Origin of the sequence: Streptomyces sp. NPDC059092 (assembly GCF_042756365.1) — a bacterium.
GTDB lineage: Bacteria > Actinomycetota > Actinomycetes > Streptomycetales > Streptomycetaceae > Streptomyces.
On record NZ_JBHZEJ010000028.1, the window covers coordinates 1 to 19221 of the forward strand.

General features: G+C 71.2%; 13 protein-coding genes. 2 read left to right on the forward strand and 11 right to left on the reverse strand.

Features of this window, described 5'->3' with window-relative positions; all coding sequences use genetic code 11:
• Positions 1–56 precede the first annotated feature (56 nt).
• From ccsB to hemL, 7 genes are all read right to left on the reverse strand, one after another.
• On the reverse strand, positions 57–1148 hold the full coding sequence (ccsB, locus tag ACFXPL_RS18140) for a c-type cytochrome biogenesis protein CcsB (RefSeq protein ID WP_384919855.1): 1092 nt from the start codon (positions 1146–1148) through the stop codon (positions 57–59).
• Positions 1145–3046 (reverse strand): cytochrome c biogenesis protein ResB, encoded by a 1902-nt coding sequence (locus ACFXPL_RS18145; protein ID WP_384919858.1) that lies wholly within the window; start codon positions 3044–3046, stop codon positions 1145–1147. Before ACFXPL_RS18145 ends, ccsB begins: the two co-directional genes overlap by 4 nt.
• A 34-nt stretch (positions 3047–3080) precedes the next feature.
• Positions 3081–3878 (reverse strand): cytochrome c biogenesis CcdA family protein, encoded by a 798-nt coding sequence (locus ACFXPL_RS18150; protein ID WP_384919861.1) that lies wholly within the window; start codon positions 3876–3878, stop codon positions 3081–3083.
• A 4-nt stretch (positions 3879–3882) separates the two neighbouring features.
• A complete protein-coding gene (locus ACFXPL_RS18155; RefSeq protein WP_384919864.1) occupies positions 3883–4503 on the reverse strand; it encodes a TlpA family protein disulfide reductase in 621 nt (206 codons plus the stop codon).
• Between the two features lie 188 nt (positions 4504–4691).
• The gene (locus ACFXPL_RS18160) at positions 4692–5957 is read right to left on the reverse strand and encodes a hypothetical protein (RefSeq protein ID WP_384919867.1); all 1266 of its coding nucleotides are present in this window, start codon (positions 5955–5957) and stop codon (positions 4692–4694) included.
• A 209-nt stretch (positions 5958–6166) separates the two neighbouring features.
• Positions 6167–6814, reverse strand: a complete 648-nt coding sequence (locus tag ACFXPL_RS18165) for a histidine phosphatase family protein (RefSeq protein WP_384920065.1) — start codon at positions 6812–6814, stop codon at positions 6167–6169.
• Between the two features lie 107 nt (positions 6815–6921).
• Entirely contained in the window at positions 6922–8265 is a 1344-nt protein-coding gene (hemL, locus tag ACFXPL_RS18170) for a glutamate-1-semialdehyde 2,1-aminomutase (RefSeq protein ID WP_384919870.1), read from the reverse strand.
• 116 nt (positions 8266–8381) lie between these two features.
• On the opposite strand from hemL, the gene ACFXPL_RS18175 reads away from it, so the two are divergent.
• A complete protein-coding gene (locus ACFXPL_RS18175; protein ID WP_384919873.1) occupies positions 8382–8960 on the forward strand; it encodes a hypothetical protein in 579 nt (192 codons plus the stop codon).
• 188 nt (positions 8961–9148) lie between these two features.
• Here the strand turns inward: ACFXPL_RS18175 and ACFXPL_RS18180 are convergent, their stop codons facing one another.
• Positions 9149–9481, reverse strand: a complete 333-nt coding sequence (locus ACFXPL_RS18180; RefSeq protein WP_384919876.1) for a rhodanese-like domain-containing protein — start codon at positions 9479–9481, stop codon at positions 9149–9151.
• Between the two features lie 109 nt (positions 9482–9590).
• Positions 9591–10010, reverse strand: a complete 420-nt coding sequence (locus tag ACFXPL_RS18185) for a MarR family winged helix-turn-helix transcriptional regulator (protein WP_384919879.1) — start codon at positions 10008–10010, stop codon at positions 9591–9593.
• 438 nt (positions 10011–10448) lie between these two features.
• On the opposite strand from ACFXPL_RS18185, the gene ACFXPL_RS18190 reads away from it, so the two are divergent.
• Complete coding sequence (locus ACFXPL_RS18190; RefSeq protein WP_384919882.1) at positions 10449–10901, forward strand: lamin tail domain-containing protein; 453 nt, start codon at positions 10449–10451, stop codon at positions 10899–10901.
• Positions 10902–10982: 81 nt separating this feature from the next.
• Here the strand turns inward: ACFXPL_RS18190 and ACFXPL_RS18195 are convergent, their stop codons facing one another.
• Together ACFXPL_RS18195 and ACFXPL_RS18200 are read right to left on the reverse strand one after the other, a co-directional pair.
• Complete coding sequence (locus ACFXPL_RS18195; protein ID WP_384919885.1) at positions 10983–13358, reverse strand: M4 family metallopeptidase; 2376 nt, start codon at positions 13356–13358, stop codon at positions 10983–10985.
• Positions 13359–14053: 695 nt separating this feature from the next.
• Positions 14054–19117 (reverse strand): DNA repair ATPase, encoded by a 5064-nt coding sequence (locus ACFXPL_RS18200; RefSeq protein WP_384920068.1) that lies wholly within the window; start codon positions 19115–19117, stop codon positions 14054–14056.
• Positions 19118–19221 lie beyond the last annotated feature (104 nt).

Genomic DNA, 19221 nt, shown 5'->3' on the forward strand with positions numbered 1-19221 from the left:
GACCTGGTCCGCGCGGGGCGCCTCTTCATGGGGCTGAGTGGCTTCGTGGCGTCGGGTCAGACACCCGCGTACGAGTGCTTCCCTGAGACGAAGATGTTGACGCCGTAGTAGTTGAAGAGCCAGCAGCCGAAGGCGATCAGCGCCAGGTAGGCGGCCTTGCGTCCCTTCCAGCCGGCCGTGGCGCGCGCGTGCAGGTAGGCGGCGTACGCGACCCAGGTGATGAAGGACCAGACCTCCTTGGGGTCCCAGCCCCAGTAGCGGCCCCACGCGTCGCCCGCCCAGATCGCGCCCGCGATGATCGTGAAGGTCCAGAGCGGGAAGACGGCGGCGTTCACGCGGTACGCGAACTTGTCGAGGGTCGCCGAGGCGGGCAGCCGCTCCATGACGGAGGTGGCGAAGGTGCCCGGCGTGAGCCCGGTGGCCAGCTTGGACTCGTACCGCTCCCGCAGGAGGTAGAGCAGCGTGGCGACCGCGCCGACGTAGAAGACCGCGCCGCAGAAGATCGCGGTGGAGACGTGGATCCACAGCCAGTACGAGTGCAGGGCCGGTACGAGCTGGTCGCTGGCGGTGTAGAGGACCGTGACCGCGAGGCCGAGGTCGAGCAGGACCGTGGTGATGAGCGGCAGGCCGAGCCAGCGGACGTTCTTCTTCAGCAGGAGGAAGCCGAGGTACACCCCGACGGCGACCGTGGTGAAGGTGATGTTGAACTCGTACATGTTGCCCCACGGCGCCCGCTGTACGGACAGCGCGCGGGTGACCACCCCCGCCGCCTCGACCGCCCAGGCGAGGATGGTGAGGGAGATGGCGATACGGCCGTACAGATCACCCTGCTCGTCGCCGCCCGCCGCGCCGGGGCCGTCCGGGACGTCGCGGACCCCGGAGGCGGAGCGGGTGATGATCTTCGGCCGCTCCAGGACGGCGGTCGAGCCGCCCTGCTGCTTGCCCTCGCCCCGTACGGAGGCGGCCGTACCGCCCTTGGCTCCGCCCGTCAGCGCGGCGGCCGTACGGGCGACCTTGCTGCGGCTGCCGAACAGCCACTCGGCGATATGGGCGAAGAAGGCCAGCATGTAGACGGCCATGGCCGAATAGATCAGGACGTTACTGGTCTGCGCCAGGCTTTCGTTGGTTGCTGCGGCGGCGAGAGTCACTTCTCAGCCCCTTCGACTTCGGCAGTCTCACGTGCGGGTGCAGGCGCGCTGGGCGCCTCTGAATGGAGGGTGGTGGCCAGGTCGGCCAGTTCCTCGGGGAGCTTGGCGGACTCGCTGCGGCCGAGGCCCGCCATCTCGACCACGGTGACGCCGTCGGCGCCCCGTACGGCCCGGACCCAGACCCGGCGCCGCTGGATGAAGAGCGATCCGGCCAGTCCGGCGATGGCCGCGACCGCTCCGGCGAGCGCCCAGCCGTCGCCCGGCTGGTGCGAGATCTGGAACGTCGCCCACTCCTTGACGTCCTTCTCGAAGGTGATCGACCCGGCGCCGTCCGGCAGGGAGAGCTTCTCGCCCGGCAGCAGGGTCTTCTTCAGCAGCTCCCCCTTGGCGTCCTTGAACGCCTTCATCTTGCGGGTGTCGAGCTGGTACACGTTCTGCGGCACTCCGGCGTCCACCCCGAGGCTGCCGTGGTACGCGCCCACGTTGAGCACCGGGAAGTCGAGGGCGGGGAACCGCGAGAACATCTTGGTGGCGCCGCCCTCGCCGCCGCCGTACGTCGGCACGAAGAAGGCGGCGAAGCCGAGCTGTTCCTTCTTGCCGTTCTTGTCCCGGTAGCCGTCCATCACCTTGATGGCGCCCGTGGAGGAGGCGTTGCTGTCGATGGGCAGCAGCGGGACGGCTCCGTTGAAGACCACCTCGCCGCGGCCGTCCCTGACGGTGACGACGGGCGCGTACCCGTGGCCGATCAGGTAGACCTTCGAGCCGTCGACGACCAGCGGCTCGTTGACCCTGATGACCGACGCGCGCTCCTCGCCGTCGACGCCGTCGGTGTAGTGGACGTTCGCCTGGTACGTACGGGGCGTGCCGACCTGCGGGCCGCTGCGCTCGTACGTGCCGGTGAACTTGTCGAGCCGGAAGCTGAAGGGCGCGAGGTCGTTCGTGTCGAAGAGCGAGCCGGACCGGAAGTCGTCGTACTGGGTGAGGGTGTTGGCGAAGCCGTCGCCCTCGACGACGAGCTTGCCGCCCTCGGTCTTGTAGAGCTGCCCGGCGGCGAAGGCGACCAGCATCACGATCAGCGCGATGTGGAAGATCAGGTTGCCGGCCTCGCGGAGGTACCCCTTCTCGGCGGCGACGGCCTCGCCGGCGGTCCTGGCGCGGAAGCGGCGCTTCTTCAGGATCGCGAGCGCGGCGGTGCGGACGTCCTCGGGCCCGGCGGTGGTACGCCAGGTGGTGTACGCGGGCAGCCGGTCGAGGCGCTTGGGGGCGCCCGGCGGGCGGCCCCGCAACTGGCCGACGAACTGCCAGGTGCGCGGGACGATGCAGCCGATGAGCGAGATGAACAGCAGGATGTAGATCGCGGAGAACCACACCGAGCTGTAGACGTGGAAGAGCTGGAGCTGGTCGAAGACCGGCGCGAGCGTCTCGTGGCGGTCCTTGAAGTCCTGGACCTTCAGCTCGTCGACGCTGGTCTGCGGGATCAGGGAGCCGGGGATGGCGCCGAGGGAGAGCAGGAAGAGGAGGATCAGCGCGACGCGCATGGAGGTGAGCTGGCGCCAGAACCAGCGGCCCCAGCCGATGATCCCGAGGGTGGGGCCGCCGGCGAGGGTGTCGTAGCGCTCCTCGCGGGGGGCGGTGGAGAGCTGGGAGCCGGCGGCGCCGAGTTCGCGTGCGTCGGCGGAGTCCGCGCTGTCGTGGGCGGTGGTACCGGCACTGGTGTCCGTACCGGTGCCGGTGTCAGTGCTGGTGCTGGTGTCAGTGCCGGTACTGATGTCGGTGTCGGTGCCGGTACTGGTGTCCGTACTGGTACCGCTGCCGGTGCTGGTACCGCTGTCGGTGCTGGTACCGCTGTCGGCGTCGGTGCCGATGTCGTTGCCCGTACCGGTTTCGGTGTCGCTCATGGATTTCCCGCTCGTGGACGCCTTGCTCATGGAACTAGATCCCCACCGTGAAGCCGTTGGACCAGGTCTGCGTCGCCTGCACGATGCTGTCCCACGCGCCGGTCAGCAGCAGCAGCCCGGTCGCGATCATCATGATGCCGCCGATCCGCATCACCCAGGTGTAGTGGCGCTTTATCCAGGCGAAGGCGCCGAGCGCCTTGCGGAAGGCCACCGCGCCGAGCACGAACGGCACCCCGAGACCCAGGCAGTACGCGACGGTCAGTATGGCCCCGCGGCCGGCGCTCGCCTGTTCGAACGCCAGCGCGTTGACGGAGGAGAACGTCGGACCGAGGCAGGGCGTCCAGCCGATCCCGAAGAGCGCGCCCAGCAGGGGGGCGCTCGCGAGGCCGGTCACCGGACGCCGGTGGAAGCGGAATTCGCGCTGGGTGAGCCAGGGCATCAGCCCCATGAAGAACACGCCCATGAGGATCATGAGCACGCCGAGCACCTTGGAGAGGGTCCCGCGGTACTCCTGGAGCGTTCCGCCGAAGTAGCCGAAGAGCGCGCCGCCCGAGACGAAGACGGCGGTGAAGCCGAGGACGAAGAGGGAGGCTCCGGCGACCATCCGGCCGCGCCGGGCGTCCGCGAGATCGGTGCCGCTGACGCCGGTGACGTACGAGAGGTAGCCAGGTACGAGCGGCAGCACGCACGGGGAGAAGAAGGAGACCAGCCCGGCCAGCAGCGCGATCGGCAGGGCGATCAGCAGCGCCCCGCTGAAGACGGTCTCGTTCCTGCCGGTCGCCTCGGCGAGGAACTGGGCCTGGGCGAGGGTGTCGGCCTGGAGAAACTGCACGGGATCACTTCTCCGCGATCAGCGGGTCGATCATCTTCCGCAGCTTCTCCTCGTTGAGCGCCATCAGCGAACGCGCCGCGATCTTCCCTTCCCGGTCGAGCACGATCGTGGAGGGGATGGACTGCGGGTTCAGGCTGCCCTTGGGGAAGCCGCTGACGATGAGCTTGCCCGTCGGGTCGTACAGGCTCGGGTAGGCGACGCCGTAGTCCTTCTCGAAGGAGAGGGCGGGGCCCTTGTTGGGGTCCCGCGTGTTGATCCCGACGAAGGCCACGCCCTGCGGCTCGGTCTCCTTGGCGACCTTCGCGAAGTGCGGGGCCTCGGCGCGGCAGGGCGGGCACCACGATCCCCAGACGTTCAGCACGACGACCTTGCCCTTGAGGTCGGCCACGTCGAGCTGCTCGCCTTCGAGGGTCTCCCCCGCGATCTTGTTGACCGGCTGACGGTCCGCCGCGGCGACGGTGGAGATGCCTCCGGTGTTCGTCACGAAGTTGGTGTCACCGCCACCGCCGGACTGGCCGCCGCTGCCGCAGGCCGAGAGCGTCATCGCCGATGTAACGGCGACGAGGGGCAGAACGGTACGGAGCCGGCGGTCAGAACGGCGTCGTGGGGCGCGGCCTGAGTTCATGTGAAAAGTTTCGCATGGGCGATTCGAGGATCTTGGGCACCCCCCTTCATGCCCGTAAAGCCCGAAGTAAAGCTTTCCGCCGAAGGCTTTCCGCCAGGACCGCGGCCGGAGCGGGGGCACCGGCCGGGGCGGACCGCCGCGGCGGGGCGCCCGGGACGGCCCGAACACTTCGGATGGTCTCCGCGGTCTCAGCGCCGCGCGGCCGTTCCGGCGGAGGCCCCGGACGTCTTCAGGAACGCGTTCCAGCCGCCGGCCGGCTCCTGACCGACGCCGAGGGTACGGAGCTGGTCGAGTACGGCCGGCTCCTGGACGTCGAGCCAGTCGGTGAACTGCCGGAACGACACCAGCCGTACGTCCTTCTTCTCCGCCATGCCCTTCAGCGCCTCTTCCACGGCGTCCATGTAGATGCCGCCGTTCCACTGCTCGAAGTGGTTCCCGATGAAGAACGGCGCGCGATTGGTCTCGTACGCGCGGTTGAATCCGGCGAGGTAGGCGTCGGCGGCCTGCCTGCGCCATTCCGGGTAGCGGGAGGTCATCCCGTTGGTCGAGTTCTTCGACTGGTTGGCGAGCATGTTGTAGTCCATGGAGAGGACTTCGAAGGAATGCCCGGGGAACGGCACGGCCTGCAGCGGCAGGTTCCACATCCCCCCGAGCTTGTCCGGCCAGACCTGGGTGCCGCCGGACGAGCTGGCGTCGTACCGCCAGCCCAGTTTCCGGGCTGTCGGCAGCAGGTTCTCCTGGCCGAGCAGACACGGCGTACGGCCGCCGACCATTTCCTTGTGGTAGTCGAAGGGCAGCGGGTCGAGGTCCGTCCAGCCGGTGTTCGTACGCCACTGGGTGACGAAGTCGACGGCCTGGTCGATCTCGTTGCGCCACTGCTCCGGGGTCCAGTTCCCGACGGTGCCGGTGCCGCCGCAGAAGTGCCCGTTGAAGTGGGTGCCGATCTCGTGGCCGTCCAGCCACGCCTGGCGGACGTTCTTGAGGGTGTCCTTGATGTGGGCGTCGGAGAGGTATCCGATGTCGGAGGCGCCGACCGGGTTGTTCGGCGGGCGGTAGAGGGACTTCTTCGACTCGGGCAGCAGATAGAGCCCGGAGAGGAAGAAGGTCATCGCCGCGCCGTGGTCCTTGGCGAGTTCCAGGAAGCGCGGGAAGAGGCCGTTGCCGACCTCGCCCGCGCCGTCCCAGGAGAAGACCACGAACTGCGGCGGGGTCTGGCCGGGCTCCAGCGGGACCGGCGCGGCCGGCTGATGGGGCTGCTTTCCGGTGTCGGAGGTGGAACCGTCCCCGATGAGCCTGACGTCCTTGGCCGCGGGACGCCCGTTCGCGTCTCCGCCAATGGCCTTGCCCGTACGGCTCCCCTGCGACGCCTGACCGGTGGAGCAGGCCGCGATCCCCATCGCGGCGGCGGCTCCCATTCCGGCTCCCAGCAGACTCCTCCGACTCATGTGGCGCATTACAGATCCCATCCGCGCTCGTTCGTCCGTATGTACGCCGCTCGTAAAGTCTTACAAACGGCAACCCATAGGAGCTGCTACCGAACGCGAAGGTTCCTAAACTTGTCACACTTTTTCGTACGTAACAGTGACTGTGACAAAAACGGTCTCAGTCGCGGGGACCGGACCGGAGCCGCACAGCCGCCGCACCGGAGGAGCCGGACCCGGCCTCAGGCCCCGAACGCCTTCGCCCCGCCCTTCACCGGCCTCGCACCCGCGAGAAGGTGCGCCGGGACGAGATCGCGGGCCGGCTCGGAGTAGCCGACCGAGACGATCTTGTCGCCCTGATAGGTGAAGCTCGTCAGGGAGGCGAGGGTGCACTGCCGGCGCCGCGGGTCGTGCCAGAGCCTGCGCCGCTCGACGAAGCTGCGCACGATCCAGATCGGCAGCTGATGGCTGACGCAGACGGCCTCGTGGCCGCGGGCCGCGTCCCGCGCCGTGGTCAGCGCGCCCATCATCCGGACGACCTGGTCGACGTACGGCTCACCCCAGGACGGCTGGAAGGGGTTGGTGAGGTACTTCCAGTTGGCAGGACGGCGCAGCGCACCGTCGCCGACGCCGAAGGTCTTGCCCTCGAAGACGTTCGCGGCCTCGATCAGCCGGCCGTCGGTGTCGAGCGTCAGCCCGTGCGTCTTGGCGAGCGGGGCGGCGGTCTCCTGCGCACGCTCCAGCGGGGAGGCGACCACATGGGTGATGTCGCGCTCCGCGAGGTGCTCGGCGACGCGGTCGGCCATCCGGCGCCCCAGCTCCGAGAGGTGGTAGCCGGGGCGTCTCCCGTACAGGACGCCGTCCGGGTTGTGCACCTCCCCGTGGCGCATCAGATGGACGACCGTGATCTCCTCACCGTTCGCCGCGCTGCTCTTCGCGCCGTTCTCCGCACCGTTCTCCGCGCTCCGGTCGTTCCGGTCGCTCCGGTCGCTCTGGCTCATGCGGCACTCTCCGGCTGGGTCTCGGGGTCCGTGGCTTCGGCGGCGGCGCGCGCGGCGGCGGGCAGCGCGGCGGCGATCCGCTCGACGGCCCGCTCGTCGTGGGCGGTGGAGACGAACCAGGACTCGAAGGACGACGGCGGCAGGTAGACCCCGTCGGCGAGCATGGAGTGGAAGAAGGGGGTGAAGCGGAAGGACTCCTGCCGCTTGGCGCCCTCGTAGTCACGTACCTCGTCGGCCGTGAAGAAGACGGAGAACATGTTGCTCGCCGCCTGCACCCGGTGGGCGACGCCCTCCTTGTTCAGCGCCTCCGTCACGAGCCCCTGGATCCGGGCGGAGACCGCGTCGACCTTCTCGTACGCCGCGTCGTCGAGCAGCCGGAGCTGCGCGAGGCCGGCCGCGGTGGCGACCGGGTTCCCGGAGAGCGTGCCGGCCTGGTAGACGGGCCCGGCGGGGGCGAGCCGCCCCATCACATCGGCGCGACCGCCGAACGCCGCGGCGGGGAAGCCGCCGCCCATCACCTTCCCGAAGGTCATCAGGTCGGGCGCGACACCGTCGACGCCGTACCAGCCGGCCTTGGACGTACGGAATCCGGTCATCACCTCGTCGGAGATGTACAGCGCGCCACCGGCGGCGCAGATCTCCTTCAGCCCGGCGTTGAACCCGTCCCGCGGCGGTACGACACCCATGTTGCCCGGCGACGCCTCGGTGATCACGCACGCGATCTCACCGGGGTGCGCGGCGAAGGCCTGGCGCACGGCGTCGAGGTCGTTGTACGGCAGGACGATCGTGTCCCCGGCCTGCGCTCCGGTCACCCCGGGGGTGTCCGGCAGCCCGAACGTCGCGACCCCGGAGCCGGCCGCGGCGAGGAGCGCGTCGACATGCCCGTGGTAGCAGCCGGCGAACTTCACGACCTTCGCCCGCCCGGTGAACCCACGGGCGAGCCGGATGGCCGACATGGTCGCCTCCGTACCGGAGGACACGAGCCGCACCTGCTCGACGGGCGCGATCCGGGCCACGATCTCCTCGGCGAGCGCGACCTCACCCTCACCGGGGGTACCGAAGGAGGTACCCTTCGCGACCGCCGCCTGCACGGCAGCGATCACCTCCGGGTGGGAATGACCGAGGATCATCGGCCCCCAGGAACATACGAGGTCGACATATTCACGACCGTCCGCATCAATGAGGTAGGGACCGTGACCGGACACCATGAACCGGGGCGTACCCCCCACCGCACGGAAGGCGCGGACGGGAGAGTTCACGCCTCCAGGCGTCACGAGGGCCGCACGGTCGAAGAGTGTCTGCGAAACTGGGGCGTCATATGGGAAGCTCACGCAATCCATGGTGTCAGAGGCTCGGACGTGTCCGCGGACAGGTGTTTCACCTGGCGTTCGTGGGGGAGGTCACTGTCACGATGATCGGGTTGCGCGGCCGGGGCTGCGAGTGGTCGGGTGGAGATATGCATCGCGGTGGCGGACTGGGCGAGGGTACAGACGACCTGGGTCCCGAGCCTGCCCGGCGAGGGAAACACCGACGCGGCGAGCGTCACGAGCGCGAGGCGCGCGAGGAGGCTTCTCCGGAAATCAGGAGTGGTGGCCGGGTGGGGGTGACCTACAAGTACTTCGGCGCGCCCGACGGAGCCACGGCAGCCCGCGTCCCCATCTCCATGCGCCCGGAGGAACTGGGCGGCGACGAGCTGGGCATGGGCGGCATGTTCTCGAAGATCAAGCCCGAGACGATAGCGGCGATGGTCCTGACGGGCATTCAGGGCCTGCCCCTGTACAAGGTCCCGCCGCTCGAACTGGTCGTCCTGCACCCGGACTACGCGGTGGTGAAGCTCCCGATGACGGTGGTGGACCCGCTCCGCGGCATCGGCGAGGAATCAGTGGGCGCGGCGGCCTTCATCTGGTCGACGGTCCCGGACCGGGGCGGCCCGAAGGACGCGTACAACGTCTACCAACTGCTCCACGAGTGGCAGGACTTCTCGGTCCGCCTGCACGAGGCAGGGCATCAGCCGTACTGCCTGGTGTGGCCCTGAGTCGGAGTTTCACGGTGTTCGGGTGGGGCCCCTCGGGCCCCGCCTTTTTCATGGGCCCCTGAACGGTCCGTCATGTGGCCAACCGGCCGGTCACTTCCGGTCCTTGTCCATATGTGGCGGAGATGCCGGGAGGTTTCTGATTCCGGCCGGGGCGGGACGCCGCGTATGCGTCGGCGGGGTGGGGCCGGTCATGGTGGGGTGAGTGGGCCGCCGGCGGCGCGCCAGTCGATGAGGCCGCGGCTCATGTTGACGGCGTCGAAGCCGTTCTCCGCCAGGAGGTTCGCCGCGCCGGCGGAGCGGATGCCGCCGGTGCAGAAGGTGATGAGGAGCCGGTCGTCGGGGAGTTCCAGGCAGCGCTCGGGCAGTTCTTCGAGCGGCATGTGCACGGCGTCCGGGATGTGTGCCCGGTTCCATTCGAACGTGCGGCGGACGTCCACGACGAGGGCGCCGTCCGCGGCGAGGCGGATCGCCTCGGCGGCGGTGATGGCCGGCGGGCGGCGCAGGTAGTGGCGGAGGCTCATGCGCTCACGGCTCCCGTCGCGGGATGAGCGTGGCGGCGTGGGTGGTGGGCAGCGGGGATTCCATAACCTTCAGTTTAGCTGAAGGCTGGCTGGATGGCCGGGCGGAGGGTCAGGTGGTTCCGGATGTCACCCTTGCCATGTGGGTTCGCAGCGCCTCGGTCAGTTCGGGGTGCCGCGCGGCGAACTCCACGTCCAGGCCGGTCACCACCTCGGCGGCCCGGGCCAGCAGCGACTCGCCCTCGGCCGTGACCCGCAGGCTCGACGCCGACCCGGCGTGCGCGGTCCCGTCGTCGACGAGCCCGGTTTCGACGAACGTCGCCACCGCGGCGTGCGCGCTCTGCACCGTGATTCGTGAGCGCCGGGCCAGTTCGCTGAACGAGATGCCCGGGGTGCCGCGGATGTGCCCCAGCAGCCCGTACTTGCGTGTGGTCAGCCCGAGCGGCTTCAGGGCCGCGGCGAACAGGGACTCCCACACCCGGCCCACCGTGAGGAGCGTGACCGTGGGGCTGAAGGGGGGCGACTCGGGCATGGGGGCAGGTTACCCGCGATCATCCCGGGCCCCGGCCCGGGCTTTCGGGGTGGTGGTGGGCGCGTACGTACGTCAGATGGTGATGCTCCAGCCGTCCAGGTAGCCCGGGTCGACGGTGAGCGGGGCCTCGATGGTGGCCCAGTTGGGGATGTCGTACCGGGCCGGGGCGGGAGGCGTGGCGGGGGACGTCGCGGTCGCGGGGAGTGTGGTGGCTGCCGGTGCGGCCAGGACGAGCGCCGCTGTTGTCGTTGTGCGTGGCGTACGTGAGATACGTGGCGTACGTGGCGTCGCTGTGCGTCAGCTCCTCTGTGGGGCCCCACACGTGGCGTGTCTCTGATTTCCTGAAAAACACACCACAACGTGTGGGCGGACATAGTCTGTGCGTCTGCCGGGCTGCCGTTGGGGGGTGCCCGGCCTGAGATCAATGGGGGATTGCTCATGCGCTGCACCCGCACGCTCACCGCCGCCGCCCTGGCGGTCGCCGCCGGGGTCGTCCTGCTGCCGACGCAGGCGCAGGCCGCGGCCGGCTCCGTGCACCTGTACAAGATCTATTACGACTCGCCGGGCACGGACAACCGCTCCAACGCGTCCCTGAACGGCGAATACGTGCAGATCAGGAACACGACGTCGACGGCGGTCTCCCTGAAGGGCTGGACCCTCGTCGACGCGGCGAACCACAAGTACGTCTTCGGTACGTACAGCCTAGGCAAGGGCAGGACGGTGACCGTACGCACCGGCAAGGGGAAGGACACGGCCGCCAACCGCTACCAGAACCGCGCGGCCTACGTGTGGAACAACGACAAGGACACCGCGACGCTGAAGAAGGCGAACGGCACCAAGGCGGACACCTGTTCGTACAACTCCACCAAGGTCGACCACAAGATGTGCTGACCCTTCCGGGCCTCGTCCCCGCCCGTCCGTTGCCGCGGGCGGGCGGGGACCCGCCGAAGGGGATGGTGCGTGGGTGTTGCGTCAGCTCGTGAAGCGCAGCGCCCAACTGTCGATGTGGCCCGTGTCCGCCTGGTACACGTCCCTCACCCGCAGTTTCCACGTGCCGTTCGCCGTGATCGCCGACGCGTCCACCGTGTACGTCGCGTGGACGTCGTCCGCGGAGTCGGAACTCGTGCTGTTCTTCAGGCGGTGGACCGAGCCGTCCGAGCCGACCAGGTCGATCTCCAGGTCGCCGCGCCAGGTGTGGATGATGTCGACCGTCACCTTGAGGTCGGCGGGGGCGTTGCCCTCGCGGCCCGTGACGACGATCGGGGATTCGGCGGCCGGGCCGCCGCCGTCCGGGATGGCGACCCGGCCCGGGTTGGCGAAGAAGTCGCCCCCGGAGGCGATCACCGTCCACGGGACGGTCGCCGACGTCCCGCCGCCGTCCGCCGTGCCGACGGTGATCTCGGTGGTGAAGTCGCCCGCCTCCGTGGGACTGCCGGAGACCACGCCCGTAGCGGGGTCGATCGTCAGACCGGCGGGCAGGCCGGCGGCGCTGTACGTGAGTCCGCCCGGGCGGCTCGTGGCCGCCTCGACCGTGAGGGTCGCCGGCTGGCCCACGGCGGACTTCTGGGCGGACGGCGGCGTCAGGGCGATGTGGTCGACGAAGCGGTTGCCGACGTTGACGGCCGCCCAGGTGTTGCCGACCGCCTCGTACGCCTCGCTGGAGCGGCCGTACAGGTCCTCGGCGGCCTGGAGGGTGGCGGCGCGGGCGCCCGCGAAGTCCGTCGTGCTCGTCATGTAGAGGGTCAGTGCCCGGTACCAGACGGTGAAGGCGTTGTGCAGGCCCAGGCCGGGGACGGCGACGCCGTCGTAGGTCGGGCTGTCGTAGTCGTGCCCGTTGACCGTCTTCTTCCCGCTGCCCTCCGCGAGGAGGTAGAAGAAGTGGTTCGCCACGCCGGAGGAGAAGTGCGGGTCGAGGCCCTCGGTACGGGGGCTCCAGTAGTCCTGGGAGATGCCGTCCTTGGAGGGCTGGTCCATGTACCGCAGCGGTGTGCCGTCGCCGTTGATGTCGATGCGCTCGCCGACCTCGTAGTCGGGTACGTCGAGGGGGTTGCCGGCGAAGAACTCCACGGCGGCGGCCATGATGTCGCTGCTGCCCTCGTTCAGCCCGCCGGACTCACCGTTGTAGTAGTACAGGTCGGCGGTGGCGGAGGTGACCCCGTGCGTCATCTCGTGGGCGGCGACGTCGAGCGCGGTCAGCGGGTTGGCGTTGCCCGCGCCGTCGCCGTACAGCATGCAGAAGCAGTCGTCGTCCCAGTAGGCGTTGACCACTTGGTTGCCGTAGTGGACGCGGGAGGAGGCGCCGATGCCGTCGCCCGCGATGCCGTCGCGGCCGAACTGGTCGTGGTAGAAGTCGTAGGTGACCTGGGCGCCGTACGCCGCGTCCACGGCCGCCGTCTGCCGGTTGGCCACGGTCGTGTCGCCCCACACGTCGTCGGGGCTGGTGACGAGCGTGCCGTCGCCGGAGGTGGCGCCGTTCAGGTCGTACGTCCTGTGGCCGCCGCGCTGGGTGTCGGTCAGCTCGTAGACGTCGCCGTTGCGTACGCTGCCGATCCCGACCTCGCCGCTGAACTGCCCGTGTCCGACGCCCGCCTGGATCCGGTCGAACTCCTGGAGCTTCTTGCCGCTCTTCGCGTCGGTGACGACGTGGAGCGCGGTGGGGCCCCCGTCCTCCCGTACGCCCTTCACGACGGACTCCCACGCCAGCGTGGACACCCCGTCCTTCACCCAGATCACCTGGCGCGGCGCGCCGTCGGAGGCCGCCTTCGCGGTACCCGCGTCGGCGGCGGCCTTCAGGGACGACTTCCGCGCCTCGGCGGCGGGAACGGCGGCCTTGGTCGTCGGTACGGAGAGGGGCGCGTCCAGCGCCTGGGTGACGGTGAGGGCGGCGTCCGGCTTCCGGTGGACGACCAGGTCGCCGCCGAGCACCGGGAGTCCGGCGTACGTCCGCCCGTAACGGGTGTGGACGGTGCCGTCGGCGTCCTGGGCGACGTCCTTCGGGATCAGCTTCTCCTCGGCCCCCAGCTTGAGGGAACGGGCCGTGCCCGGGCCCTTCCTGGTCGCGGAGGTGAGGAGGTCCGCGCGCTGTCCGGGGGTGAGGGCCACGGGTCTGGCCCCAGGTCTGGGCTCGGCGGCTGTCGCGCCGGAGCGCTCTCGCGGCTCGGATGACGAGCCCGACGACGAGCCCGACAAGGAGGCGGACGACGAGGCCGACGCGGGGAGCGCGGTGACGACCAGCGCCGCCAGGGCGAGGGCGGCGGTCGCCGCCGTACGGGTCCTGGCGGTGCGGGAGTTCGTACGAGAAGAGGTGCGGAAGGCCGTACGAGGGGTGGGACGGGGCGTGTTCGACACTCCTGGTGCTCCTTCTGTCCGGGCGCCCGGAGGCGGCCGGCTGGCACGGGACCGGGCGGCTGGATGTGCCGTCCGGCGAGGAGAGGTGCGAGGGCGCGCGTGCGCTGTCCGGCGCGGGCGACGGTGCCCGTACGGGGTGCGGTACGGGCGACGGTGCCCGTGCGCTGTCCGGCATGGGCGACGGTGCCCGTGCGGGGTGCGGTACGTGCGCGGTGCGGCAGGTGCGATGGCGCTCGTGCGGAGTGCGGCACACGCGGTGTCCGGCGGGTGCCGCGTGCGGGAAATGCCGTCAGAAATTGCTGTGTACAGAGAGGCGCCACGCGTAAAGGGCGCTCCGTAAATCGTTTCAGCGGAGGGCGCGCTTGTCAGTAACGCCTCGAATCGTTGTCCGAAAGAAGGCCGGGTTCCGCGACCCGGCTCACGGCATATGCCAGCGATCACGTGGGCCTTTACGTGGCCGCAACAGACCGCCGCCCCCTGCGCTTTGGCCGCTTCCCACCCCTGCCAGACGCCCTCGCACGCCTCTCAACAGGGGTTCTGCCAGAAGTTCCGGGGCCCAACATGTCGGGGCGGGGCGGAGATGTCGCCTCCGCCCCGCCCCGCCCCCCGATCCCCCCTCTTCCCCCGGCCCGGTGCCCCCGCGCCCCCCGCACTCCCCGTACGCTCATCGGCTCATCCGACATGACACCGTGCTGCTAAGCGTCAACCTTCTCGCACGCTCCGTCAACCGGGCGTAGCCCCCTGTGATCGTTCCCGCGTGATCGTTCCCGGGTGATGGCGGACTCCACCGCGCCCACCCGGTCCGCGAGCACCCCCAGCGCCGCCACCGCTCGCGCGAGCGGGTCGCCGGACGGGGAGCCGAGCGCCGCCGCCCGTACGGAGGCCGCCTTGAGCGCCGCCCACCGCTCCGCCTGCTCCGCGTCCAACGTGCCGCGCAGCTCCGCGAGTTTGAGGAGGTTCGCCTCCGCCCCCGTCGTCAGGGTCCGGGCCTCGCCCGCGTAGTGGTCGGTGACGACGGCGGCCACCTCGGCGTCGTTCATCACCGCGTCCAGCCGGGCCACGATCTTGTTCATGTTCCGGTACGAGCCCTGGAGCAGGAACGGCGGCTCCGTACGGGAAGCCTCCGCCCGCCCCGCCGACGCGATGTACGCCGCGTTGACCGCGAGGACCGTCGCGCGCGCCGTCAGCACATGGCGCAGGACGGCGAGGATACGGTCCGACTCGGCGGGCGCGTACGGGTGGACGAGCCGGTCGGCGCGCGCCGTCGGGTCGCCCGCCGCCAGCCGTACGAAAAGGTCGAGGTCGGCGCGGTCACGGGCGGCGAGCGGGGCCAGTACCGGGTGGGCGGTGAGGGCGTTCTCCACGAAGCTCAGCGCGAAGACGTCCTCCTTGCCGGTCAGCACCTCGCCCAGATTCCAGACGTCGGCGCGGTTGGCGAGCATGTCGGGGATCCGGAAGCGGTGGCCCGACTCGGTGTACGGATTGCCCGCCATGCACACCGCGAAGCGCTTCCCGCGCAGGTCGTGGCTCCGCGACTCCCCGTCCCGCACGCCCTCGATCCGGCGCTGCGCATCGCACAGCGGGATGAACTGCTGGAGGAGCTCGGGCGAGGTGTGCTGGATGTCGTCAAGGTAAAGGAGGGTGTTGTTGCCGCTCTCCAGCGCGAAGTTGATCTTCTCGACCTCCTGGCGCGCGGTCGCGTCCGGCGCCTGCTCCGGGTCGAGCGAGGTGACGGCGTGGCCCAGCGCCGGGCCGTTGATCTTCACCAGAACCAGGCCGAGCCGGTCGGCGACGTACTCCATGAGCGTCGTCTTGCCGTACCCCGGCGGCGAGACGAGCAGCAGCAGGCCGTGCGAGTCGGTGCGCCTGGCCTCCCCCGCCGTGCCGAGCTGCTTGGCGAGGCTGTCCCCGATGAGCGGCAGATAGACCTCGTCGATGAGCCGGTTGCGCACGAAGGACGACATGACGCGCGGCCGGTGGTCGTCCAGCCGCAGCCGGGCCCGTTCGGCGGCGACCAGGGCGCCGCGCCGGCGCTGGTAGTCCCGGAAGCCGGGGGCCACGCGCTCGCGGAAGTCGGCCGTACGGGTGAGGAGTTCATCGATCCGTACGGTCAGGCTGCGGCGCTCGATCCTCGGATGGCTGCCCAGCAGGCCCTCCACGGTCTCACCGAGAGGGGCCGCCGAGTCGTGGCGGACGAGGCCGGGGCAGAGTTCCACGGCGACGGCCTCCGCCAGATCGCCCCGGACATCGCCCACCTGAGCTGCGGCGACGCCGTTCGACTCGACGTATGCCGTCAGCCAGTTCTCGACAATCTGGCGCCGTGTGTCAAGGTCCTCCTCCCCCAGACCGGCGAGATCGTCGTCGTACGCGGACGTCCCGACCGCCCGGCGGAACGCGGCGAGCAGCGCCCGGGCCCCCGCGCCCGTGACGAAGCCCTCCGGGCCGCCGGTCAGCTCCTCGAAGAGGTACGCGGCGCTCAGCGCGCCACCGCCGTACGGGGCCAGGACGCCGGCCAGTTCGGCCTGGAGCGCCGCGATCGCGGGCGCGAGGCCGAAGGCCGCGCGGGCCCGCGCCATCGAGACCGCGCGCCGTGTCCAGGCCTCCCGCGCCTCCCGCGTCGTGCCGTGCGCCCAGAAGAGCTGGGCGGCGGCGCGGGCCCCGGGCGGGAAGCGCAGCAGTCCGGCCCCGGCGCGCAGCCGCAGCAGGGCGCCGAGGATCAGCGTGGCGTCGTGGTCGTGGACGCCCCGCTCGTACCCCTCGTCGTACGCCGACTCCGCCGACTTCCGTACGAAGGCGAGCAGTTGATCCGGTTCCGGCAGGCCTTCCGGGCCGTGCTCGGCCAGCAGCCGCGCCGCCAGGTACTCGCCCCGGTAGACGTCCGCCGACTCCGAGGGCAGCGTCTGCGTCCAGTAGGCGCGGGTGGCCGCGAACCCCGGGTCCGTGACGGGCGCGCGGTAGTCGGTCCCGGTGAGGGCGAAGGCCAGCCCCCCGCCGTCCGGGCCGGCGGCTCCGTCCGGGCCCGCGCCGCCGCCCTGCCCGTCCGGTACGAGGGTCAGCTCCAGCGGCTGGGTGTTCACCTCGAAGCGGTGGCGCCCCAGGCGGATCAGGGCGCCGCCGTCCGCGTACAGGTCGGTCCGGTCGCGCAGGGCGCGCGCCGCCTCCTGCCGCGCGGCCTTGAGCCGCCCCTCCAGCTCGCCCGCCCGTACGCTGTCGCCCAGTTCACGCAGCTCCGCGACCGTACGGCGGATCTTGGCGGCCATCGGGTCGGAGGCGAAGTACGTGCTGATCGCGTCCGCCGAGCCGAGCGTCGCGGCCCGGCGGGCGATGGTCTCCAGCACGCGGTGCGCGGATCCGCCCAGCCGCTCCGCCCGCCGGGCCCGCGCGTCCTGGAGGCTCTGCTTGCGGGCGGCGAAGGCGTCGTGGACCTCGGTGCGCCGGGTGGCCAGCTCCGTGAGGAAGTCGTCGGACTCCGCGAACCGCGCCTCCAGGTCCTCCAGCCGCAGCAGCAGCCCCGCCATCTGCTCGTCGCAGGCGTCGGGGGTGTCGGCCACGGCCATCGCACCCGTGACCGCCTGGCCCAACAGGGATTTCTCAGCGGCGAATTCGGCCCGGCCCTCATGGGCGAGGAGTTCCCTGCGGCGTGCGTCGAGCGTGGCGCGGGCGGTGTTGACGCCGCCCAGCACCTCGGCGATCCGCTCCAGGATGGACGTGCGTACGGTGGCGTCGCCGATCTCCAGTCCGGCCACGACCTCGGTGACCGTCCGCAGCCCGGCGGCCAGTTCGTCCAGGCGCGCGGTGACGGGGGCCGCCTCCGCGACGGTGGCGAGGGCGTCTCCCCCGGCCGTCAGCCGCCCGGTCTCCTCGTGGTATCCGGCGAAGGCGTCCTCGCCCCGCAGGAACCCCACCGCGCGCTGGGCGAACGACGTGAGGTCCCCGGTCAGTTCCGCGGCGAGCGCGTCGACGGCCTCGGTGTCCGCGTACCGCCGCTCCTTCAACGTCAGCAAGTGGCCGTGGGCGTGGCGGAGTTCGGTGAGCCGTTCCACCCATCCGGCGGCCGTGCGGGGCGCCTCGCCGCGCGCCCTGCGCACCAGCGCGGCGATCCCGGCGGCGGACTCCGCGAACGCCTCGGCCGCCTGCCGCGTCAGCGTCGTCACCGTCTCGAACTCGGCGAGCACCTGCCCGGCCGTGGCCCGCACCCCGGCCAGCGGCTCGCGCAGATCGCCCACGTCCGGGTCGCCCAGCCAGTGGTACGCGTCGGCGGCGCGCACACAGGCGGCGACCAGCGCCCCGTACACCCGCGCGGTGGGGGCGGGGGCGTCGGTGACGGAGCGGGCCAGCGAGAGGCAGTCGGAGATGCCGCGCACCAGGTCGGCGTTGCCGATGCGCGTGAGCGGCCCGTCCCCGGCGGGGGCCCCGGCGGCGTACGTGTCGGAGACGAACGGCGACCGCCAGACCTGGACGGCGTGGACCCGCGCGGCCTCCTCCGTCTCCCCCGCCGTCACCGGGGCGGAGCGCGGGGCGACGAGGGTGCCGTCCTCGAAGAGCGCGTGGCCGCGGCAGGGCAGCGGGGCCGCTGCCTCCTCGCGGATCAGGTTGTACGGGAGGAGCAGGCCCCGGCCCCGGGCACGGTCGTGGAACGCGTACAGCACGTCCTCGCCGTTCGGGGAGCGCACCTCGCGCTCGAACTCCATTCCCCCGGTGTCGAGTTCGAAGGTCTTGTGGGCGCCGGTGGCGAGGAAGTAGCCGCCGGGGAAGATGATCCCCTGGTCCTCGGGGAGCCGTCGGCACGCCTGCCCGAGGGAGTCGAGCCGCACGGCCGTCCTGGTGGCGGGGTGGACGACGAGATGGCGCGGGGTCTCCTCCTTGTACGGGCGGACGCGCAGCAGGATCAGCGTGCCGGCCCTGGCGTACTCGATCTCGGCGTCGGCCAGCGACTGGAGCGGTTCGGTGACCGGCTCGGTGTACAGCGCCTCGGCGTCGTCGCCCCCGGCCCTGACGGTGAGGGCGCCGCCGACGGTCGAGACGTGCAACCGGCCGCCGTCGACGGCGACATACGGGTGGCCACCGGGGATCTGGTCCTCGCGGGTGGTCGGCGTCCAGGTGAAGTCGTGGGCGGGCGGCAGGACATGGTCGCGCTCGCCGCGCGCGTCGAGGAACTCGACCACGGTGTCCGCGCCCTCACCGGAGAGCGCCCAGCGCAGCACGCGGATGTCGTCGGCACTCTCGCCGGTCTGGAAGACGGCGAGCAGCCGGCCGTCGGCGCACCGCAGCCGGCGCAGCCGGGCGTCGCGGAAGTAGCGGTACAGCTCCCCGAACTCCCGTACGAAGCGCGGGTCGTCGAGCAGTCCGGGGACGGCGTCCGCCGGCAGCGGGTTCAGCTCGCGGTCGTACAGCGCGAGGACGTCCCCGACGTCGACCGCCGCCCCGGGGCCGCCGCCCGGCCGCCCGTGGTGGCCGAGGAGCAGCGCGCCGCCGACGGCGACCAGGTCGCGGGGGACGCTGGGCCGCTCGGTGCGCAGTTGCCCGGTGCCGGTGAGGGCCAGCTCCGTGGAGCCGAACGCCTCGACGCGGCGGGAGTTCAGCTTCTCGGCCCGGTGGGCCAGCTCCCGGGCCTGGGCGCCGAGCCGGTCGCGCAGCACCTCGTACGTACCGGCGTCCATGGCGGGCGTGCCGGTGTCCGCCCCGCCGGTCCCGGCGTGCGCGGCTCCCGTGCCGGTGTGCGTGCCCGTGCCCGCGTCGGTCCTGGCCTCGGTCTCCATCGGACTCACTTCTCACTCTCCCCGCGCCTCAAGCTTCTTCCGTACGCCCGCGTTGTGGCGCGCGGATCCGGATCCACCGACCCCCGTGCGGCAGCTCCGGACCC